The 20,966-nt window shown below is 72.4% G+C and carries 16 protein-coding genes; 10 read left to right on the top strand and 6 right to left on the bottom strand.

What is annotated here, in order from left to right:
• Positions 1 to 121: 121 nt before the first annotated feature.
• Genes malQ through EDD28_RS11540 form a run of 3 tightly spaced genes read left to right on the top strand, consistent with a single transcriptional unit; the run spans position 122 to position 4,092 of the window.
• A complete protein-coding gene (malQ, locus tag EDD28_RS11530; RefSeq protein WP_123739724.1) occupies positions 122 to 2,452 on the top strand; it encodes a 4-alpha-glucanotransferase in 2,331 nt (776 codons plus the stop codon).
• Positions 2,449 to 2,925, top strand: coding sequence for a PTS sugar transporter subunit IIA (locus EDD28_RS11535; RefSeq protein ID WP_123739725.1), 477 nt, complete (start codon positions 2,449 to 2,451; stop codon positions 2,923 to 2,925). Before malQ ends, EDD28_RS11535 begins: the two co-directional genes overlap by 4 nt.
• Positions 2,926 to 2,949: 24 nt before the next feature.
• Positions 2,950 to 4,092, top strand: a complete 1,143-nt coding sequence (locus EDD28_RS11540; RefSeq protein WP_123739726.1) for an acyltransferase — start codon at positions 2,950 to 2,952, stop codon at positions 4,090 to 4,092.
• A 96-nt stretch (positions 4,093 to 4,188) separates the two neighbouring features.
• On the opposite strand, the gene pepN is transcribed toward EDD28_RS11540, so the two are convergent.
• Positions 4,189 to 6,786 (bottom strand): aminopeptidase N, encoded by a 2,598-nt coding sequence (gene pepN, locus EDD28_RS11545; RefSeq protein WP_123739727.1) that lies wholly within the window; start codon positions 6,784 to 6,786, stop codon positions 4,189 to 4,191.
• Between the two features lie 259 nt (positions 6,787 to 7,045).
• On the opposite strand from pepN, the gene EDD28_RS11550 reads away from it, so the two are divergent.
• Complete coding sequence (locus EDD28_RS11550) at positions 7,046 to 7,684, top strand: TetR/AcrR family transcriptional regulator (RefSeq protein ID WP_170169446.1); 639 nt, start codon at positions 7,046 to 7,048, stop codon at positions 7,682 to 7,684.
• A gap of 30 nt (positions 7,685 to 7,714) precedes the next feature.
• On the opposite strand, the gene EDD28_RS11555 is transcribed toward EDD28_RS11550, so the two are convergent.
• From EDD28_RS11555 to EDD28_RS11565, 3 genes are all read right to left on the bottom strand, one after another.
• The gene (locus EDD28_RS11555; RefSeq protein WP_123739729.1) at positions 7,715 to 9,283 is read right to left on the bottom strand and encodes a class I adenylate-forming enzyme family protein; all 1,569 of its coding nucleotides are present in this window, start codon (positions 9,281 to 9,283) and stop codon (positions 7,715 to 7,717) included.
• Between the two features lie 23 nt (positions 9,284 to 9,306).
• Positions 9,307 to 10,581 (bottom strand): L-lactate MFS transporter, encoded by a 1,275-nt coding sequence (locus EDD28_RS11560; RefSeq protein WP_123739730.1) that lies wholly within the window; start codon positions 10,579 to 10,581, stop codon positions 9,307 to 9,309.
• Between the two features lie 96 nt (positions 10,582 to 10,677).
• A complete protein-coding gene (locus tag EDD28_RS11565) occupies positions 10,678 to 12,258 on the bottom strand; it encodes an acyl CoA:acetate/3-ketoacid CoA transferase (protein ID WP_123739731.1) in 1,581 nt (526 codons plus the stop codon).
• 236 nt (positions 12,259 to 12,494) lie between these two features.
• Here EDD28_RS11565 and EDD28_RS11570 point away from each other — a divergent pair, with 236 nt between their 5' ends.
• From EDD28_RS11570 to EDD28_RS11595, 6 genes are all read left to right on the top strand, one after another.
• Positions 12,495 to 13,640 carry an acyl-CoA dehydrogenase family protein gene (locus tag EDD28_RS11570; protein ID WP_123739732.1) on the top strand — a complete coding sequence of 382 codons (1,146 nt, stop codon included), beginning with the start codon at positions 12,495 to 12,497 and terminating at the stop codon, positions 13,638 to 13,640.
• Between the two features lie 57 nt (positions 13,641 to 13,697).
• Positions 13,698 to 14,456 (top strand): electron transfer flavoprotein subunit beta/FixA family protein, encoded by a 759-nt coding sequence (locus EDD28_RS11575; RefSeq protein ID WP_123739733.1) that lies wholly within the window; start codon positions 13,698 to 13,700, stop codon positions 14,454 to 14,456.
• 14 nt (positions 14,457 to 14,470) lie between these two features.
• The gene (locus EDD28_RS11580; protein ID WP_123739734.1) at positions 14,471 to 15,340 is read left to right on the top strand and encodes an electron transfer flavoprotein subunit alpha/FixB family protein; all 870 of its coding nucleotides are present in this window, start codon (positions 14,471 to 14,473) and stop codon (positions 15,338 to 15,340) included.
• A gap of 1 nt (position 15,341) precedes the next feature.
• Positions 15,342 to 16,652, top strand: coding sequence for an FAD-dependent oxidoreductase (locus tag EDD28_RS11585; RefSeq protein WP_123739735.1), 1,311 nt, complete (start codon positions 15,342 to 15,344; stop codon positions 16,650 to 16,652).
• 5 nt (positions 16,653 to 16,657) lie between these two features.
• Complete coding sequence (locus tag EDD28_RS11590; protein WP_123740080.1) at positions 16,658 to 16,936, top strand: ferredoxin family protein; 279 nt, start codon at positions 16,658 to 16,660, stop codon at positions 16,934 to 16,936.
• A 432-nt stretch (positions 16,937 to 17,368) separates the two neighbouring features.
• A complete protein-coding gene (locus EDD28_RS11595; RefSeq protein WP_123739736.1) occupies positions 17,369 to 17,824 on the top strand; it encodes a SprT-like domain-containing protein in 456 nt (151 codons plus the stop codon).
• Between the two features lie 31 nt (positions 17,825 to 17,855).
• Here EDD28_RS11595 and EDD28_RS11600 read toward each other — a convergent pair whose 3' ends face one another.
• On the bottom strand, positions 17,856 to 20,111 hold the full coding sequence (locus EDD28_RS11600; protein ID WP_123739737.1) for a DUF7507 domain-containing protein: 2,256 nt from the start codon (positions 20,109 to 20,111) through the stop codon (positions 17,856 to 17,858).
• Positions 20,112 to 20,169: 58 nt separating this feature from the next.
• The gene (locus EDD28_RS11605; protein ID WP_123739738.1) at positions 20,170 to 20,850 is read right to left on the bottom strand and encodes an alpha/beta hydrolase; all 681 of its coding nucleotides are present in this window, start codon (positions 20,848 to 20,850) and stop codon (positions 20,170 to 20,172) included.
• Positions 20,851 to 20,966 lie beyond the last annotated feature (116 nt).

Genomic DNA, 20,966 nt, shown 5'->3' on the forward strand with positions numbered 1-20,966 from the left:
GTCGGTGACGGCGGGTGCCGGGGGCTCCGGCGCGGGCGTCGCCCCCGGTCCGGGACCGGACGTGGGATGGGTTGGTTTCTGGCAGGATCAAGCGTTGTGATCGCAACGCAGGAGGACGCCCATGTCTGACGCATCGTCCGGCACCCTCGCGCAGGTGGGCACCCCGCCGTCGCCGGAGCTCGCAGCCCTCGCCGAGGCGCACGGTGTCGCGTCCGAGTACTGGTCGTTCTTCGGTGAGCGCGTCCACGTCCCGGCCGAGACGCTGCGGCTCGTCCTGGCCGCCATGGGCATCCACGCCGACACCCCGGACCAGGTGGCGCTCGAGCTCGCCGAGGTCGAGCAGCACCCCTGGCGCGACCTGCTGCCGCCGTCGCTCGTCGTGGTCCGCGAGCACGACGGCGTCCGCGCGACGCTCGTCGTCAACGTCCACGACCGGCACGACGTCGACCTGACCCTCCACCTCGAGGACGGGACGCGCACGACGCTGGCCGTCCCCGACCAGGTGCCGCAGCTGCGCGACGTCGACGGCGTGCGGATCTGGCGCCTCGAGGTTCCCCTGCCGGCCGACCTCCCGTACGGCTGGCACGAGATCCGCGCCGTCCAGCGTCGCCAGGGCGGTGGCGGGGCCGATCGCCGGGCCACGTGCGTCCTCGCCGTGACACCGCGCGCGCTCACGTTCCCCGACCTGCGCCCCGGCTACGGCGGGCGCGGCTGGGGCCTCATGGCCCAGCTCTACTCGGTGCGCTCGCGCCAGTCCTGGGGGATCGGCGACTTCGCGGACCTCGCGGACCTCGCGGAGATCGCCGGCGGCCGCGGCGCCGACTTCCTCCTCATCAACCCGGTGCACGCGGGCGAGGCGGCCGGCCCGATCGAGCCCTCGCCCTACCTGCCGACGACGCGGCGGTTCATCTCCCCGCTCTACATCCGGCCCGAGGACGTCCGCGAGGCCGCGTACCTCCCGAGCAACCAGCGCGCGCTGGTCGAGTGGGCGCACGAGGACGTCGCGCCGGCGAACCTCGACCCGCTGCTCCTGGACCGGGACGCGGCGTGGTCGGCGAAGAAGGGTGCGCTCGAGGTCATCTTCACCGCGCCCCGCTCGGCCTCGCGCCAGCGCGCGTTCGCGGCGTTCCGCGCTCGGGAGGGGCGGGCGCTCGAGGACTTCGCGCTGTTCTGCGCGATCGAGGAGCACTACTACGGGACGGAGCGGCCGGCCGGCGTCGACGACGTCCGCTCGGCCGAGGTGGCGCGGCTGCGTCGCGAGCTGGCCGACCGGGTCGAGTTCTACGCCTGGCTCCAGTGGGTGGCCGACGAGCAGCTCGGCGACGCGCGCACGGCCGGGGAGCGGGCCGGGATGGGCATCGGGATCATGCACGACCTCGCGGTCGGCGTGCACCCCGAGGGCTCGGACGCCTGGTCGCTGCAGCACATGTACGCGCGCCGGATCAGCGTCGGCGCCCCGCCGGACATGTACAACCAGCAGGGCCAGGACTGGTCGCAGCCGCCGTGGCGGCCCGACATGCTGGCGCGCGAGGGCTACGCGCCGCTGCGCGACATGGTCCGCTCGCTGCTTCGCCACGCCGGGGCGCTGCGGATCGACCACGTCCTCGGGTTCTTCCGGCTGTGGTGGATCCCGAGCGGCGCCGGGGCCGCCAACGGCACCTACGTGCGCTACGACCACGAGGCGATGATCGGCGTCCTGGTGCTGGAGGCCTACCGCGCGGGCGCCGTCATCATCGGCGAGGACCTCGGCAACGTCGAGCCGTGGGTCCGCGACTACCTCTCCTCCCGCGGCATCCTCGGCACCTCGGTGCTCTGGTTCGAGGACGACGGCGGCCGGCCGCGTCCGCCCGAGCACTACCGCGAGCTCCTGCTCGCCACCGTCAACACGCACGACCTGCCGCCGACCGCCGGCTACCTCGCCGGCGAGCACGTCGACCTGCGCCAGCGGCTCGGTCTGCTCACCGAGCCCGTCGAGCAGGTCCGCGCGGCCGCCGACGCGGAGCGCGAGTCCATGCTCGCGTTCCTGCGGGAGCGGCGGCTCATCGGCGAGCACGCGAGCGAGCGCGAGATCGTCGAGGCGCTGCACGTGCTGCTCGTCGCGGCCCCGTCGCGGCTCCTCGGGGTCGCCCTCGTGGACGCCGTGGGGGAGCGCCGGGCGCAGAACCAGCCCGGGACGCACCGCGAGTACCCGAACTGGTCGATCCCGCTCGCCGACTCCGCCGAGAACGTCGTCCTCGTCGACGACCTCGACGACGTCGCGCGGTTCGCCTCGCTCACCGGGACCGTCGACGCGGCGATGCGCCGCGTGGCGGCCGAGCGTGGCGACCACCGGCTCGAGGAGGCCGCCGGCGACCCGGCGGCCGCGGCCGACGGCGGTGCGGGTGACGGCGCTGCCGACGACGCCGGCCCGGGCGAGGCCGGCGCTCCGGTCACGGACGGTGAGCCCGCGTGACGCTCCGGCTCGTCGCCCCGATCGCGGGGCGCGTCGTCGCGCTGGCCGACGTCCCGGACGAGGCGTTCGCCGCCGGGATCCTCGGACCGGGGCTGGCCATCCAGCCGCCGGCGGCGCCCGGGGTCGACGGCGTCGTCCCGCTCGTCCGGGTGGTCGCGCCGTGCGACGGCCGGCTGGCCAAGGTGCACCCGCACGCCGTCGCGCTCGAGACGGGCGAGACCGGCGTCATCGTCCACCTCGGCATCGACACGGTGACGTTGCACGGCGAGGGCTTCGAGGTCCTCGTCGCCGACCGCGACGACGTCGTGACCGGTCAGGAGCTGCTGCGCTGGGACCCGACCGCCGCCCTCGCGCGCGGGCTGGCGACGGTGACCCCCGTCGTCGTCTTCGAGCACCGCGACTTCACGGTGACGCTGCTCGTCGAGGTCGGCCAGGAGGTCGCCGCCGGCGACCCCCTCCTCCAGGTCGACTGACCACCACCGAACGGGAGAGTGCCGATGGTGTCAACGAGTGCGGAGCGCGGGGTCGAGGCGTCGCCGACCCCGGCCCAGGCGCCCGCGCGCCGCCGCCTGGTCAACTGGGATCTCCTGCGGGCCCTGACGATGTTCCTCGTCGTCGTCACCCACATGGCGGCGTACGTCCCGTGGATCCGGGACTTCAACCCGCACGGGAGCGTCGTCGCCTTCGCGATCATCTGCGACCCGGTGTTCTTCGCCCTGTCCGGCTACTTCGGGATCCGGCCGCTGAAGACCAGCCTCACGACCTACTACTACAAGAAGCTCTCCACCATCGTGCTGCCGCTCGCGCTCTACTCGGTGGTGCTGTACGCCTACGTCACGCGCCTGCACGGGATGAGCCTGCCCGGCTACCTGCAGCACACGGCGGGGCTCCTCAGCGGCGGGTGGTGGTTCATCCCGGCGCTCATCCCGTTCCTCATCCTCGCGCCGTTCCTGTACAAGGCGCTCAGCGCCCTCAGCGACCGCTCCGTCGTGATCGTCTCCCGGATCGTCGTCATCATGACGTGCTGGGGCATCCTCAACAACGTGGTCGGGTGGCTCTCGCGGCAGACCGGGATCGAGTCGCTCTCGACGCTCTCCGCCATCGGGACCCGCATCCTCCCGACGTCGCTGATCCCCGGGTCCAACTACTTCCTGTTCTTCTGCCTCGGCTACTTCTACACGCGGCTCGACGGCATCATGTCCGACCGGCAGCGTCGGGCCGCGATCTGGATCGGCGCCCTGGCCTGGCTGTCCGACGTGCTGTTCGCGACCTTCGGGATCGACCGCGTCGACCCCAGCTACTTCTGGGTGTTCAGCACGATCGCGGTCTTCTTCGTGTTCAGCCGGGTCAGGGTCGAGGGGCGGCTCGCGGGACGGATCATCACGTGGACCGCGGAGCGCTCCTACTCGATCTACCTGTTCCAGTACACGACCATCGCGATCGTGACCGGCCTCGTCTACGACCGCCTGCTGCTGGGCGACGTCGCCGCCTACCCGGGTCTCGTGCGCCTGCTGATCTGGGTCCTCACGACCGTCGGCGCCTACCTGCTGGCACTGGCGGCGGCGTCCGTGCTCGACGTCGTGGCGCTCAAGCCGCTCCAGCGACAGTTCGACCGCCTCACCGTCGCCAGGGCAGCCTGACGCCGGCCGGCCGCGCGCCGGCCGAGCCCCACGAACGCCGAACGGGCGGTCGGTCCGCCATCGCGGACCGACCGCCCGTTCGGCGTCGGGTGCGGGTCAGCGCGCGTCGCGGTCGGCCTGCTGGACCCGGAGCTGGCGGCGCACGCCGTCGGCGGCCTCGACCACGAGCCGGCGCAGCGCCGGCGTCCGGTCGCCGAGCCCGTCGAGGAACGCGTCGGTGAGCGCGAGGACGTCGACGCCGGAGGAGCCGTCGATGTCCGCGAGCTCGCTCGGGTACAGCCCGACGACGATGTTCTGCGCCATCTCGTTCGTCTTGCCCTCCCAGACCCGCTCGAGCACGTCGAAGTAGCGCTGGGCGAACGGCACGAGCAGCGAGGGGTCGTGGCTGCGCGTGAAGCCGGCGATCGTCGCGGCCTGGACGGCGTTGGGCAGCTCGTCCCGCTCGACGACCGCCGTCCACGTCTCCTCCTTGCCCGCCGGGACCGGCAGCGCGGCCTTCGCCTGGGCGAGCGCCTGAGCACCCGTCGCGGTGTTGTCCGCCGCCAGGGCCGCGTCGAGGTCCGCGACCCCGACCGCGCCGGCCGACGCGAGGCCGGCGAGCAGCTCCCACGCGAGGTCGACGTCGACGTCCAGGCCGGGCACGGTCAGCTCACCGGAGCGCAGCCCGGCGAGCCGCGCGAGCTGCTCCGGGGTGCGGGCGAGCTGTGCGTAGGCCTTGGCGAGCTGGAACTGCAGGTCGCCGCCCGGCTCGACCGTGCCGAGCAGCTCCCACAGCCGGTCGGCCGCCTCGACGGTCGCGGCCTCGCTGACGGCGGGGTCGACGTAGGCGTCGAGCGACGTCACGAGCTGACGCAGCAGCATCATGACGACCGTCGAGTCGGTCTCGGCGCCGATGTTGCCGAGGACGAGCTCGACGAACGAGCCGGCCGGCCACTCGCCGTCGCGGGTCATGTCCCACGCCGCGGACCACACGAGCGCGCGGGGGAGGGAGTCGGCGAAGTCGCGCAGGTGCGCCAGCGCCGTGTCGAGGGAGGCCTCGTCGAGCCGGATCTTGGCGTACGCGAGGTCGTCGTCGTTGAGCAGGACGAGGTCGGGGCGCGTCGCGCCGACCAGGGCCGGGATGGGCGTCAGCTCACCGTCGACGTCGACCTCCTCGTACCGGGTGCGCCGCAGCCGGGCCGAGTCGGCGCCGTCGTCGGACTCGGACTCGGTGACGTCGTAGAAGCCGATCCCGAGCCGGTGCGGTCGCAGCGTCGGCCACTGCTCCGGCGCCGTCTGACGCACCGCGAAGGACGTGATGACACCCGCCTCGTCCGTCTCGATCACGGGCGTCAGGGTGTTGACGCCGGCGGTCTCCAGCCACAGCTTCGACCAGGAGGACAGCTCCCGCCCCGAGGTGGCCTCGAGCTCGACGAGCAGGTCGTTCAGCTCGGTGTTCCCGCCCCCGTGCTTGCGCAGGTAGGCGGCGACGCCGGCGAGGAACTCGCTCGTGCCGACCCACGCGACGAGCTGGCGCAGCACCGAGGCACCCTTGGCGTACGTGATGCCGTCGAAGTTGACCTGGACGTCCTCCAGGTCGTTGATCGGGGCGACGATCGGGTGGGTGGAGGGGAGCTGGTCCTGCCGGTAGGCCCAGGACTTCTCGAGCGAGTTGAACGTCGTCCACGCGTTCGTGAACCGGGTGGCCTCGGCCGCGGCGAGCGTCGAGGCGTACTCGGCGAACGACTCGTTGAGCCACAGGTCGTTCCACCAGCGCATCGTCACGAGGTCGCCGAACCACATGTGGGCCAGCTCGTGCAGGATCGTGATCGCCCGGCGCTCGATCATGGCGCCCGTGACCTTGGACCGGAACACGTACCGCTCGAGGAAGGTCACGGCGCCGGCGTTCTCCATCGCCCCGGCGTTGAACTCCGGGACGAAGAGCTGGTCGTACTTGGTGAACGGGTACGGCCGGTCGAACGCGTTCTCGTAGAAGGTGAAGCCCTGCTGGGTGATCTCGAGGATGTTCTCCACGTCGAGGTGCTCGGCCAGGCTCGCCCGGCACAGGACGCGCGCGGGCAGCTCGCGACCGTCGATGCTGCGGATCGTCCCCTCCCCGCCCCGGTAGGGGCCGGCGACGATCGCCGTGATGTAGCTCGAGATGACCTCGGTGTCCTGGAAGTGCCACCGGCTCGCGTCCTCGCCGTGCGGCTCGACGTCGGCCACCAGGGCGTTGGAGACGACCGTCCAGTGCTTGGGCGCGGTGACGTCGAAGGTGAACACCGCCTTGAGGTCGGGCTGCTCGAACACCGCGAACACGCGCCGGGAGTCCGGCACCTCGAACTGGGAGTACAGGTACACCTCGCCGTCGACGGGGTCGACGAACCGGTGCAGGCCCTCGCCCGTGTTCATGTAGGCGCAGTCGGCGACGACGACGAGCTCGTTGTCCGCCTCGAGGTCCGCCAGGGCGATCCGGGAGTCGGCGAACACCTGCGCGGGGTCGAGGTCGCGGCCGTTGAGCCGCACCGACTCGACGTGCGGCGCGACGAGGTCGATGAAGGTGGAGGCGCCCGGCGTCGCCGAGAAGCGCACGCGCGAGGTGGAGCGGAAGGTCTCGGCGCCCCCGGTGAGGTCGAGCGCGATCTCGTAGCTGTGGGTGGTGACGGTGGCGGCGCGCTGCTGCGCCTCGACGCGGGTGAGGTTCTGCCCTGGCACGGGGGCTCCTTGTCGGCTGGTCGGCCCGGGTCGTCGGTCGTGCCGGCCGGAGCGTGACGGGGTCGTCGCGCGCCGTGGCACTCCTGACGAGCCGAGGGGTGGTGGCGTTGGCTCCATCCTCGCACCGCTCGGGCGCGGGCGGGCGGGGACCGGCCCGCGAGCTGGCACTAGAGTCGGGTACCGGAGGAACGACGTGAACGACGAGCTGGACGCAGGCGCGGAGGCCACGGCGACGATCGGCCGTCCGAGGGATCGCGACGTGGACCGTCGGGCTCTGGTGACGGCGGTCGAGGTCTACGGTGAGCTCGGCTGGTCGGGCTTCACCTTCGGCAAGGTGGCGGAACGCGCCCGGGTCGGGAAGTCCTCGCTCTACCGCCGCTGGCCGACGAAGGGCGATCTGCTGCTGGCGGCGCTCAACGAGGTCGATGCCTTCTACGCCGAGGCGCACAGTGACGTCGCCGAGCTGCCGTTCCTCGAGCGCGTGCACCGGATCGTGCGGCACCGTCTGCGCTCCTACTTCGCACCCGCCGGCATCGCGGTCATCCGGCTCAACCTCGAGCACCTGACCGATCCGGCCGAGATGGGTCAGATCTGGGTCCAGTCCGTCGGGCGTGCCGTCCGGCGCACCCGGGCCCTGCTGAACGAGGGGATCGTGCGGGGCGACCTCATCGCGGCGACCTCGGTCGTCCAGCTCGGTGACGCGCTCGAGGGGGGCATGACGATGCACGCGCTCGCGACCCCGACCTCCCTGCGCCCGCTCGCCGTCGAGCGTCTGGACGAGTACGCGACCGAGTTCGTCGAGCGCACGCTCGGCCCGTGGCTCACGCCGCGCGCCACCGGTGGGCGGGTGTGGAGCCCCGAGGCGGGCGCGCTGGTCGAGCCGCCGACCTCTGGCTGACGCGGCGGCACGGGGACGGACGCCATCGACCTAGGAGCGGGCGAGGGCGTCGAGGACCAGGTCCCGCGCGGCGTGGCGGTCGGGTTTGCCGGTCCTCCCCAGGGGGATCGCCGGGACCGGGACGACGTGCCGCGGCAGCTTGTAGCGCGCGAGCCTCCCGTCGAGGTGGCTCCTGATCTCCGCGAGGCTCAACGGTGCCCGGCCGGCCGACGTGACGAGGAGGAGCGCGGGCGTCTCGCCCCAGGTCTCGTCCGGCACGCCGACGACGAGGACGTCGGCGACGTCCGGGTGACCGCGGAGCTCGTTCTCGATCTCCGCCGGCCAGATGTTCTCCCCACCCGAGATGATGAGCTCCTTGAGGCGCCCGGCGAGCTGGACGTACCCCTCCGCGTCGATCCAGCCGAGGTCGCCGGTGTGCAACCAGCCCTCGTCGTCGACGGGTGAGGTCTCGCACCCCCAGTACCCCTGGGTCACGACCGGCCCGCGCACCAGCAGCTCGCCCGGGTGGTCGGCGTCGCCGCCGCACGTCAGCGGACCCGTGGGTCCCGGCACGCGACAGACCTCGCTTCCCGCCGCGACGCGCCCGACCGAGCCGGGGTGCGTCGCCACCTCCTCGGGGAGGAGGAAGGTCACGCCGCCGCAGGTCTCGGTCATTCCCCACGACGGCACGACGGGCACGCCGCCGCCGCGCAGCTCGTCGAGCAGGGCGGCGTTGATGGGCGCCCCTCCGACGACGGCAGCGCGAAGGCTCGTCATGTCCCGGCGCGGGAAGTCCGGCTGTGCCGCGAGGGCCTCGTACATCGAGGGGACCCCGAACATCGTGGTGACCCCGTACAGCTCGATGAGGGTGATGGCCTCGTGGGCGTCGAACTGGCGCTGGACGATGTTGACCCCGCCCATCAGGAGGGTCTGCAGTGCCAGCGTGTTGAGCCCGCCGACGTGCCCGAACGGCGCCCCGGCCAGGACGACGTCCTCGGGCCCGATCCCCAGCGCCGCCTCGAACCCGCGCCACGAGGCGGCGAGGTTTCCCACGGCGATCCGGACCCCGCGGGGTCGCCCCGTCGAACCGGAGGTGTACTGGAGCATCACGAGGTCGTCGCTCCCCACCGTCCGCGAGGGCGGCGCGCTCGTCGCGTCGGCCATCAGCCGACCCAGGCGCAGCCATCGGTCCGGCAGGTCCGGCGAGACGGCGGTGGCGACGGGGTCGATGTCGTCGACGACCCAGGTCGTGGGCGTGAACCACTCCTGCACGTCGTCGATCTCGTCCGCGTGTCGCGGCCCGCACAGCGTGACGCGAGGACGCGAGTCCTCGAGGATCCGGGCCACCTCGCGAGCCGGCAGACGGAAGTTCACCGGGACGAGCACGGCGCCGATGCGGTTCGCCGCCAGGAGCGCGGTGAAGTGCAGGACGGAGTTGCGCCGCACCACCGCGACCCGGTCACCCGGCCCGACGCCGAGCTCGACCAGTGCGCTCGCGAGCCGGGTCGCCTCGTCGGCGATGTCGGCGCGCGTCCAGGTGTGTCCGGCACAGACGACGGCGGGCGCGTCCGCGTCGTCCGTGCGGAGCTGGTCGAGCAGCGGCGTGGGGACCAGGGGCACGATGCGTCCTTCTCGCGGGTGGTTCAGGGCGCGGAGACCGGCTCGCGCTCGACGACCACGCTAGCCGCGGCGGACCTGCGGGCCGTGACGCCGCGGTAGAGCAGCGTCAGGACCAGGCCGCAGACCGCGATGGCGGCGGCGATGTAGAAGGCGCTCGAGAAGTCGCCTCCGGAACCCTCGGCGATCGATGCCGCCCACTTCGGGGCCACCAGACCGGACAGGGCGTACGCGGAGAACACGATGCCGTAGTTGACGCCCTGGTGGCGCGGACCGTAGTTGGCCATGGTGAGCGGCGGGAACAGGCTCATGACGCCACCGAAGGCGAAGCCGAGCACGATGACGCCGGCGGCGAGCACGAGGGTCCCGGCACCCGCGCCGAGGAGGACGAGCGCGGCGGCGGCGAGGACGAACACGATCATCAGCGACGTCGTGATGCCGATGCGGTCGGAGACCCACCCCCACGAGATGCGCCCGATCGTGTTGCAGGCCCCGAGCAGCGAGACGAACAGGGCGGCGGACGCCGCGGTGGCGCCGAACATGTCCTGGCTGATCCCGGAGAGGTTCGACGTGATCATCAGGCCGAAGAAGGCGCCCGCGACGAACATCGGGACGATGATCCAGAACTGCGGCGTCCGGATCATCTGGCGCCAGTTCATGGCCGTGGGCGCGCCGCCGCCGACGGGGGCGGGAGGAGTCCAGCCGGCGGGCGCGTACCCGACGGGCGCCTGACGGATGAGCAGAACGGCGGCGAGGACGACGACCACGGCGTAGACGGCCCCGAGCACGACGAACGACTGGGAGACACCGATGCTCGAGACCATCGCGCGTCCGACGGGAGCTGCGATGACGGAGCCGGCCCCCATGCCGCCCGTGATCATCCCGGAGGCCAGCCCGCGCTTGTCGGGGAAGAGCTTGAGCGTGTTCGACAGCGCGGCCGAGTACATCATTCCCTGGCCGAGGCCGGCGATGAGGCCGAAGCACAGCCAGAACGCGCCGATCGACGTGACCAGGCCGGCGAGCACGTGCCCGGCGCCGAAGAGCACGCCGCCCGCGATCATGAGGAGCTGGGTGCGCCCGCGGTCGAGGAAGTAGCCGGCACCGATCATGGCGACCGGGGCGAGCATGGAGGTGAAGCCGAACGCCTGCATGACGTCGGGCATGGCCCAGCCGCGGAGCTCGGCGAACGGCTTGGCGAACACCGAGAAGCTGTAGAGGGTGCCGCCCATGAGGAGGGCGATGACGGCCCCGCTGAGGACGCCCCAGCGGTTGACGGCCGTGACGGGTCGAGAGGTGGACATGGGTCTGTGTCTCCAGATGAGGAAGGGGTGGAGGGAGGAGGGGCGACCGGGATCCCCGGGATCCCGGTCGGGGTGTCGACGGGTGCGCGCCGCGCGTCAGATGCCGGCCGCCACCTGGTCGTCGATGTACTGCTTGAGGCCGCCCCACTCCTCGCGGAACAGGCCCGGGTCCATCTCGCGCAGCGGCTGCGCGATCGCCGGGACGAAGTCCATCTGGTCGAGGATCTGGGTCTGCAGATCGATCCCCGGGGCGATCTCGGTGAGGGTCATGACGCCGTCGACCAGCTCGAACACGGCGCGCTCGGTGACGTAGACGACCTTCTGCGCGTTCCGCGTCGCCTGAGCGCCCGAGAAGGTGACCTGCTCGACGTCGCGGACGAACTTGCGGATGCGGCCCTCCGTGACGACGCGGACGGCCCCGTCGACGAACTCCACCTCGAGCCCGCCGGCCGTGAAGGTCCCGGCGAACACGACGCGCTTCGCCGTCGCCGTGATGTTGATGAAGCCTCCGCAGCCGGCCACCTTGCCGTTGAACTTCGAGACGTTGAGGTTGCCGTGGGAGTCGGCCTGGGCGAGGCCGAGCACGGTCAGGTCGAGGCCGCCGCCGTCGTAGTAGTCGAACTGCTCGTGCATCCCGAGCTGGGCGAGGGCGTTGTAGCTGTGCCCGAAGTTCTTGTCGTCGGCGGCCGTGCCTCCGACCGCACCGGCCTCGGTGGTGAGGAGGGCGTAGTCGGCGACCCCCTCGTCGGACATGATGACCCCGACCTCGGCCGGGACGCCGACGCCCAGGTTCATCACGTCGCCGGGGCGGACCTCGGCGGCGGCGCGCCGCGCCATCACCTTGCGCTCGGTGAGGGGGACCGGCTTGAACCCCGACACGGGGACGCGGATCTGTCCGGAGAAGGCGGGGTTGTACTGCGTGTTCTCGGTCTGCATGTGGTTCTCGGGCTCGGACACGACGACGTAGTCGACGACGTTGCCCGGGACCCGCACGAGGTTCGGGTCGAGCGAGCCGGTGCGGGCGATCCCCTTGGCCTGCGCGATGACGATGCCGCCGCTGTTGTGCACGGCCTGGGCGATCGGCAGGACCTCCATCTTGAGCCCCTCGTGCTCCATGGTGAGGTTGCCCATCTCGTCGGCGTAGGTGCCACGGATGAGGCCGACGTCGATGGGGAAGGCCCGGTAGAACAGGTACTCCTGCCCGTCGAGCTCGAGGAGCGAGACGAGGTCGCGGGTCGTGACGTCGTTCACCTTCCCGCCCTCCAGGCGGGGGTCGACGAACGTCCCGATCCCCACCTTCGTGATGACGCCAGGGCGCCGCGCGGCGATCTCGCGGTACAGCGCGGTGATGACGCCCTGGGGGAGGTTGTGGCACTCGAGCTCGTTGGCCATCGCCAGCGCGCCGAGCGCGGGTGAGGCGGACATGATGCCGCCGACCCAACGGCCGACGAGGCCGGCGTAGGCCAGCTTGCTCAGCCCCTCGCGCCGGCCTCGAGCGCCGACGGCCGAGGAGTTGACGATCGTGAGGTTGCGCGGCGCCTGCTCGGCCAGCCAGCGCTGCTCCAGGGCGGCGATCACCTCCATGTTGACGCACGAGAGGCCGAAACCGGACAGCGCGACGGTGTCGTCGTCCTTGATGAGGCGAGCGGCCTCGACCGCCGTGATGACCTGTGCCATGGAGCTCGACTTTCGGTTCTAGCAGGTCGCCATGTGGTTCTGACCTGCGGTGATGTCGACGGCTGGCCGGTCGGGGCGACCCCCTCGACCGGCCCGTCGACGTTGTGACGGACTCAACGTAGCACTTCCGGACTGATTTGGTCCTATAGTTGGGACGTCAGCTGGTCGGCCGGTCGACCGGTCCGATCCGGACCGGCGGGAGCCGGCCCACCCGTCCCCCCGAACCGGAGATCGCCATGGACTTCAGCCTCAGCGAGGAACAGCAGCTGCTCCTCGAGAGCCTCGACGAGCTGCTCGAACGCGACTGCTCGCTCGCCTACATCGCCGCCTGCGACGCCGAGCACCGTCAGCCGGTCGAGTTCAAGCGCGCCATGCACGAGGCGGGCTTCCTGACGCTCGGGTTCCCGGAGGAGTACGGGGGCACCCCGACCGACACCATGACGCTCTGCCTCATCGCCGAGCGGGTGGCGCGTCAGGGGCTCAACCTCGGGTACTCGACCGAGATCCTCCAGGTGCTCGACATCCTCGAGTTCGGCTCCGAGGAGCAGAAGCAGGCCGTCCTCGGTGTGCTGGCCGAGGGCGAGGTGCCGTTCGCGCTCGCGTTCACCGAGCCGGGCGCCGGGTCGGACTCCGCCGCGATGGCGATGACGGCCGTGCACCGCGATGGCAAGGTCGTTCTCAACGGGACGAAGACGCTGGTCACGAACGCCGTGGACTCCAAGTACCTGCTCACCATGGCGCGCAACCCCGACGCGACGGACCCGCGCCGGGCCATCTCCATGTACCTGGTGCCGATGGACACCCCGGGGATCGAGCTCTCGCCCATCCTCAAGATGTGCTGGCACACCGCCGACTCCTCGGAGATCTTCTACAACGACGTCGTGGTGGACGAGTCGTGCCTGGTCGGCGTCAAGGGCGAGGGCTTCGTCCAGCTCATGAAGAACTTCGAGGTCGAGCGGATCATGACCGCGACCCAGTCGCTGGGCCTGGCGGAGGCCGCGTTCGAGGACGCCGCCGCCTACGCCGCGCAGCGCGTCCAGTTCGGTCAGCCGATCGGGAACTTCCAGCAGATCCAGCAGAAGCTCACCGACATGGCCATCAAGATCGAGAACATGCGCAACTTCGTCTACCACTCCGCATGGATGGTGGACAACGACTGCCTCGACCGCACCCAGGCCGCGATGTGCAAGCGCTACTGCTCCCTCGCGGCGTTCGAGGTCTGCGACGACGCGATGCAGATCTTCGGCGGCCTCGGGGTGACCGAGGGTGTCCGGGTCGAGCGTCTGTGGCGCGACGCCCGGGGCCACCGCTTCGGCGGCGGGACCGACGAGATCATGGTCCACATCGTGGGACGGCAGATCGTCAAGCAGCACAGTCGCTGAGCGCACCGAGCAGCGCAGCCCGAGAACCGTCACCAGGACAGAACGAAGGACATCACCATGAGCACAGTCGTGGCCTACAAGTGGTCGGCCAACCCGCAGGACGCCGTGGTCGGCTCCGACGGCACGGTCGACTGGAGCCGCGCCAAGGCCGGCGTCGGCGAGTACGACACCATCCCGATCGAGCTCGGCCGGCGGCTCGCCGACGCGACCGGCGACGAGCTGGTCGGCGTCAGCGTCGGCCCGGCCGCCGTCGCGTCGCCGATGGCGAAGAAGGCCGCGCTCTCCCGCGGGCTCGACCGTGCCGTCGTCCTCGCCGACGACGCCGTCGCGGGCTGGAACCTGACCCGGGTCGCCGCAGCGCTCGCCGCGCTGGCCGACCGCGCCGGGGCCACCATCGTCCTGACGGGGGACGCGTCGGTCGACGAGAACGCCAAGATGACGTCGGCCCTCGTCGCCGGCTCCCTCGGCTGGCCGTGCTTCCAGGACGTGTCCGAGGTGGCGCGGACGGACGACGGCTGGCGCCTGACCCAGGTGGTCTCGGGCGGAACGCGCGAGATCGAGGTCTCCGGCGGCGTCGTCGTCGCGGTGACGACGGACGCGGTGGTTCCCAGGGTGCCCGGGATGAAGGAGATCCTCGCCGCTGGCAAGAAGCCCGTCGACGAGGTCTCCGTCTCCGAGATCGAGCTGCCCGAGGCGGCGCTCGAGATCCAGGGTCGCGCCCGGCCGGTCATGGCCACCCGCAAGCACCACGTCTTCGGCGGGACCGACGCCGTCAACCAGCTCGTCGCGGCCATGCGCGCCGACGGCGCCATCTGAAAGGACTCGCCACCATGGCCACCACCTGGATCATCACCGCCGACACGGCGGTCTCGTCCCTGCTCGACACGGCGCGCTCGCTCGGCGCGCCCGTGACGCTCGTCGCGCTCACCCCCGAGGCCAGCGCCGTCGACGGCGTGTCCACCGTCGTCGCTCTCGATGCCGGCGACGCCCCGGTCGAGGCGCTCGCCCCGGCCGTCGCGGAGACGGTGACGGCGGGCGACGGTGACGTCGTCCTCCTGCCCAACCGTCCCGCCGAGCGGGTGATCGCCGGTGCGCTCGCCGCCCGGCTCGGCGCGCCCGTGCTCACGGGCGTGCGGGAGGTCGGCACCGTTTCCGTCACGCGCGCCCGGTTCGGCGGCATCGCGCTCGAGACGGTGGCGACCTCGGGACCCGTCGTCATCGTCGCGGACGGCGGCGCCGAGGCTCCGGTGGGCGAGCCGGTCCCGGCCACGCCGACGACCTCGGTGTACCCGGCCCGCGTGACCGCGAGCTCCGCCGCCTCCACCACCGTCGCCAACCTGGCGTCGGCGAAGCGGATCGTCGCGGTGGGCCGCGGGCTGAAGAGCGAGGCGGACCTGGCCATGATCCGGGCGCTGGCCGCCAGGCTGGGCGCCGAGCTGGCCTGCTCGCGGCCGCTGGCCGAGGGCCTGGACTGGCTGCCCAAGGACGTGTACATCGGCGTCTCCGGGCAGACGGTGACGCCCGATCTCTACCTGGCGATCGGCATCTCGGGCCAGCTCCAGCACATGGTCGGCGCGCAGGACGCGCGGACGATCGTGGTGGTGAACACCGACGACAAGGCCCCGATCCTCGCTTACGCCGACTATGCGGTGGTGGGGGATTTGTATGACGTGGTGCCCGCCCTGACGGAAGCGCTGTGACGTGAGCGAGGAGCTGGAGCCGGACTTCGACGTCATCGTCGTCGGGGCTGGGATCGCCGGGTGCGTCACCGCGTACCGGCTCGCGCAGGCGGGTCGGTCGGTGGTGCTGATCGAGCGGGGTGAGGCGCCGGGGTCGAAGAATCTGTCGGGTGGGGTGTTGTACTCGCGTGTGATGGAGGAGGTGTTCCCCGGTTTCCTCGCGCAGGCCCCCGTTGAGCGGCGGATCACGCGGAACTATGTGCAGTTCCTCAACGCGACCTCGTCGGTCGGGATCGATTACGCCGATGAGCGGCTGGGTGATCCGGTGAATGCGGTCACGGTGCTGCGGGCCAGGCTGGATGCGTGGTTGGGGGAGCAGTGCGAGGAGGCCGGGGTGTTCCTGATGCCCGGGGTCCGGGTGGATGAGGTCCTGCGCGCGGGCGGCGAGGCCGGCCCGGTGGTCGGGGTGCGGGCCGGCGAGGACGAGCTGCGGGCGCGGGTCGTGGTCGCGGCGGACGGGGTGAACTCGTTCCTGTCCCGCGCGGCCGGGCTGCGGGCGAAGGAGCCGGAGAACCACCTGGCGATCGGGGTCAAGGCCGTCGTGACGCTGGGCGAGGAGCGGGTCCGTGAGCGGTTCCACCTGGGCCAGGACGACGGTGTGGCTTATGCGGTGGTGGGGGACTGCACGCTGGGGGTTGGTGGTGGCGGGTTCCTGTATACGAATCGGGACTCGGTCTCGATCGGTGTGGTGCTGCGGCTGGATGATCTGATGGCGCGGGGGTTGGAGTCCTCGGTGGTGTTCGATCACTTCCTCGCGCACCCGTTCGTGGCGCCGTTCCTGGCCGGTGGGGAGGTCTCGGAGTACGCGAGCCATCTCGTGGCCGAGGGCGGGATCGCGATGCTGGGTGAGATCGCGACCGATGGGCTGGTGGTCGTGGGTGACGCGGCCGGGTTGACGTTGAACACGGGGTTGACGGTGCGGGGGATGGATCTGGCGGCGGCCTCGGGTATCGCGGCCGCGGCCGGGATCGAGGCGGCGCTGGAGTCCGGGGATGTGTCGAAGGCGGGGCTGGGGGGTTACCGGGAGGCGCTGATGGCCTCGTTTGCTGGGCGGGACATGGTGACGTATGCGAAGGCGCCGGCGTTCTTGGAGCGGCCGCGGATGTATGCGGAGTACGGGCAGGTGCTGGCGGATGTGTTGTACGGGGCGTTCGACCATGATCTGACCCCGCGCAAGCACCTGGTGGCGTTGGCGCGGGGTGTGGTGAAGAAGTCGGGGGTTCGGATGCGGGATCTGGTGTCCGACGCGATCGCGGGGGTGCGGGCACTGTGAGGCAGATGTCGATTCCGGAGCGGCTGGCCGCGAACCGGTATGAGACCGACGAGGAGCAGTCCCACATCCACGTCGATCAGGACCTTGCTCGCTCGACCGGGACCGGTGAGCGGATCATCGCGGTGTGTCCGGCGAAGGTCTACGCGCGGGAAGCGGACGGGACGATCTCGGTCGAGTACGCCGCCTGCTTCGAGTGCGGGGCGTGCCTGGCCGTGGCCGCGCCGGGGGCGTTGGAGTGGCACTACCCCCGCGGCGGCATGGGGATCCAGCTCCGCGAAGGCTAACCACCACCCACCCCGAACCAGGCCCGCCGGGCCGGCTCGGGCCTGGCCGGTTCGGGGCAGTGGGGGGTCGAGCGGGGTCCGGGGCGGACGAGTAGAGCGCACTCGTCCGTCCCGGACCCCGCTCGACCACCACCCCACATCCCGCACACCAGCCGCACCCCGCGGCCCCCACCCTCCGGTACCGGGGTAGAACCGATCGCGAATCACGACCCAACCCACCCCACCACCGGAGATGGACTGCTCGGCAGCCCGGCTCACGCCCCCACACCCTCCGATACCGGGGTAGAACCGACCGCCACACACGACCCAACCCACCCCACCACCGGAGACCCACCGACACCGGAGAGCGGCCGCTCACCGCAGTCAGGCGCGATCATCCGTCGCGGCGCTGACCCTGCTCGACCGCGACCCCGCGTGGCCTACCCTCGTTGCGTGTCCGACCTCGACGACGTGCGGCGCCTCGCGCAGGCGCTCATCGACGAGCACCTGCCGACCGGCTGGGTCTTCGCCTACGACCACGCGCGCCGCCGCGCGGGAGCCACGCACTTCACGCACCGTCGGATCACGCTGTCGCGCCACCTCACCGCCCGGTACGACGACGCGACCAACCACCAGACGCTCCTGCACGAGATCGCGCACGCGCTCGTCGGGCCGGAGGTCGGCCACGGGCGGGCGTGGCTCGCCGCCGCCCGCCGGCTCGGCTACACCGGGGGCGTGCGGCACAGCGGGGAAGCCGCCGTCGAGCTGGCTCGCTGGGTCGGCACGTGTCCGGCCGGGCACGTGCTGCACCGGTTCCGTCGGCCGACTCGCGAGCTCTCGTGCGGTCGCTGCTCGCGCAGGTTCGACCGCGCGCACCTCGTCGTCTGGTCGGAGCGCCCGCCCGCCTGAGCGCCCGCCCGCCGGAACGCCCAGGACCGGCTCAGCCCTCCTGCCGCTCCTCCCGCGTGCTCCGCGTGTAGAGCCAGAACCCGCCGCCGGCGAAGGCGACGACGAGGAGGCCGAGCACGACCCAGCCCAGCGGCGACCCGCCCTTGCCCCGCGTGTCCGTCGTCGGCATCTCGGGCGGGGCCTCGGCGGCGACGAGCGTGAGCCTCGCCTTGTCCGTCCCGCTGACCTGCGTTCCGTCGGGCGCGGTGGCCGTCGCCGTCACGGCGTTGACGAGCGTCGCCCCGCCCTGGTCGGGCTCCTGCGCGGCGTGCGCGAGGGCGGCCTCGGCCGTTCCGGGCCACTCGACCTCGAAGGTCTCACCCGGCGCGAGCAGCTCCGTCCGCCCGGTCTCGCGCACGAGCGGGTCGCGCACGACGAGGTCGGTCAGATCGGTCTCGCCGGTGTTCGTCACGACGACCCGCCACGTCACCTGGTCCTCGGCCTCCGCCTCCAGGCTGTCGGCGAAGTCGGCGGACCCGGTCGGCGCGAGCTCCTTGACCACGGCGAGCGCGGGCAGGCCGCCCGTGTAGTACGTGACGTCCGACGCCGTGACCTCCTCGCCGTCGTTCTGCGGGTCCGCGGCCGCCGCCGTCACCGTGGTCCGCACGAGGCCGCCCTCGGCCGAGCCCCTGGCGGGCAGCGACACGGACTGGCCGGGCGCGAGCGACTCGATCGTCCCGATCGTCTCGGGATCGGACGCGCTCGCGTCGTCGGCGTCGGGTCGCTCGGTCAGCCGGGTGATCGTCACCGGCCCGAGCGGGAGCTCTCCCGTGTTCGTCACGGCGGAGGTCCAGGCGAGGTCCGCGCCGACGGGGACGGCGGCGCCGGGGGCGCTCGGGTGGTCGGCGTCGTCGAGGGTCGTCGTCACCGTCAGACCGCTGGACCCGGCCCGGAACCAGCCCGTCGCCGAGACGGCCTCCGGCTGCTGGGCGAGCCGCGCGCCGTGCCCGGTGACCGCGACGGCGGCGACCCGAGCCTGCACGACCGAGTCCCCGGCGGGCGGCGTCCGCGTCGCGGAGTAGGTGCGCGAGGCTCCCGGGCGCAGGATGCCGGTCGCGCCGGCCAGCTCCACGTCAACCGGTGCGCCGTCGGCCGTCGCGACGGTCACCCGGGTCGCGACGTCGTCGAGGGAGGTCTCGCCCCGGTTCGTCACGGTCACGGTCACCTCGGCCGGCTGGTCGGCGGCGACGGCGACCCCGGGGGCGCCGGTCGTGACGACGCCGTTGACGGCGACGGCGACCGCCAGGTCAGGTGTGCCGCCGTAGTACCAGGTGTCGTCGGCCGCGGCGACGTCGCCGACCGAGCTGTCCGCCTCGATCCAGGTCCGGGAGAAGACCTGTCCGGCGAGCGCGGGTGCCGTCGTCGTCGCCGTGACGCTCGAGCCCGCCGCGAGCGTGTCCCACGCCTGCGACCCGACCTCGGACGTCTCGGAGCCGGCCGTCCGGGACTGCGTGAGCCGCAGGTCGGTGAGGTCGACGTTGCCGGTGTTGGTGACGGTGTGGGTCCAGGTCACGGTCGACCCGATCGCGACGCCGACGCCCGGCTCCTGCGTCGTCGCGACGTCCTCGACGCGGCTGCTCAGCGTGACGCCGGCCTCGCCGCCGAGGTAGAAGGAGGTCGCGCCCGCCTCGGTCGGCTCGCCGATCGGGGTCCCGTCGGCGTCGACGGGCGTCGCGGTCGCCGTCGCGGTGTTGGCGTACGCACCCGTGATGGCGACGCCGGTGTGCGTGAAGGTCGCGGAGTCGCCCGGCGCGAGCACCCACGGCGTCGGCGCGAGCACGCCGGGCAGGTCGAGCACCTCGGCGTCCAGGTCGGCCTCGACGCCCGGCTGGTCGACGAGCGGCGGTCGGGTCACGTCGAGATCGACCGAGCCGTCGCCGGCCGCCGACGTCCAGGCGTCCGTGAGGGCGTCGATGCGCACGTCCGTGTCGCCGACGTTCGTCACCTCGTACGTCCACTCGACCGGCGAGCCGGCGGCGACGGTCGCGCCCGGGGCGGCCTCCTGGACGAGACCGTTCGTCAGCTTCTCCACCGCGACGACGGCGACGGCGTCCGCGGGCGGCATCGGCTCGTCCGGCGTCTCGTCGGCCACCGGCTCGTCCGGCGTCGCCTCCTCCGGCTGGCTCGGCTCGGTCGACTCGGCGGGCTCGTCCGGCGCCGACGTCGCGGGGGCGAGCCCGAGGAGCGCCATCGCCAGGGTCAGTCCGACCGCGGCGAGCCGGGAGCGGACGGGAGACGTCGTCGTCATGTCTCCCGAACCTAGCCGGAAGTGCCAGGGATTTCGCGGCGAGCGAGCGCCGCTCGGGTCAGGCGATCCCGGCGAGGAACGCGCGGACGTCGGCGAGCTCGGTGCCGTCGATCGCGTGCGGCAGGCCCGGGTAGGCGCGCTCGACCAGGTCGGTGTGCGCCGTGAGCCACTCACCGGTCAGCTCGGTGGCGACGGGCGGGATGACCGGGTCGGCCGTCCCGTGCCCGAAGAACGCCGGGACGCGCGGGTCGAGCGCGGCGAGCCGCGCGTCGTCCTCGGCGGTCGCCGCGTCCCCGACGCCGGCGACGAACCCCGAGAGCACGACGACGCCGGCGACCAGCTCCGGCGCGGTCCGCAGGGCCTGGAGCGCGACGGTCGACCCCTGGCTGAACCCGGCGAGCACGACCCGCCGTCCCGCCGCGTGCGCGGCGAGCCAGGACAGCAGCGCGTCGGCCGCCTCGCGCACGGCGGGCAGGGACGGCAGCTCGATGGCCTCGAGCGACGGCAGCGGGAACCACGCCCAGGCGCCGGGGCCGAGCGCGAGCGGCGCGCGCAGGAAGACGGTCTCGCCGTCGAACCCGAGGTGCGGCCAGAGGGGGAGGAGGTCGCGCTCGCTCGCGCCGTACCCGTGGAGCACGACGAGCAGCGGCCGGCCGGTGCCGTCGGACGCGGCCGAGGACGCCGGCGGCGAGGGGGAGGTGCGGCGGACGGTGGCGGCATCGTCGATCGTGAGGGCCATCCCCCCATCCTGCCGACACCCGGGGGCGACCGGGAACGGGTCGGCCAGTATGGTTGTTGCGTCAATTACCCGAGGGTGTGTCGGGGAACGGCGCCCCGGACGACACGGGGAGGCCA

Origin of the sequence: Salana multivorans, assembly GCF_003751805.1 — a bacterium.
In the GTDB taxonomy this organism is placed as follows: domain Bacteria; phylum Actinomycetota; class Actinomycetes; order Actinomycetales; family Beutenbergiaceae; genus Salana; species Salana multivorans.

Bases quoted from the DNA above. Each gene is read 5' to 3' on its own strand.
- malQ (WP_123739724.1), top strand. From the start codon at position 122: ATGTCTGACGCATCGTCCGGCACCCTCGCGCAGGTGGGCACCCCGCCG.
- EDD28_RS11540 (WP_123739726.1), top strand. From the start codon at position 2,950: ATGGTGTCAACGAGTGCGGAGCGCGGGGTCGAGGCGTCGCCGACCCCG.
- EDD28_RS11560 (WP_123739730.1), bottom strand. From the start codon at position 10,581: ATGTCCACCTCTCGACCCGTCACGGCCGTCAACCGCTGGGGCGTCCTC.
- EDD28_RS11565 (WP_123739731.1), bottom strand. From the start codon at position 12,258: ATGGCACAGGTCATCACGGCGGTCGAGGCCGCTCGCCTCATCAAGGAC.
- EDD28_RS11570 (WP_123739732.1), top strand. From the start codon at position 12,495: ATGGACTTCAGCCTCAGCGAGGAACAGCAGCTGCTCCTCGAGAGCCTC.
- EDD28_RS11575 (WP_123739733.1), top strand. From the start codon at position 13,698: ATGAGCACAGTCGTGGCCTACAAGTGGTCGGCCAACCCGCAGGACGCC.
- EDD28_RS11580 (WP_123739734.1), top strand. From the start codon at position 14,471: ATGGCCACCACCTGGATCATCACCGCCGACACGGCGGTCTCGTCCCTG.
- EDD28_RS11590 (WP_123740080.1), top strand. From the start codon at position 16,658: ATGTCGATTCCGGAGCGGCTGGCCGCGAACCGGTATGAGACCGACGAG.
- EDD28_RS11600 (WP_123739737.1), bottom strand. From the start codon at position 20,111: ATGACGACGACGTCTCCCGTCCGCTCCCGGCTCGCCGCGGTCGGACTG.
- EDD28_RS11605 (WP_123739738.1), bottom strand. From the start codon at position 20,850: ATGGCCCTCACGATCGACGATGCCGCCACCGTCCGCCGCACCTCCCCC.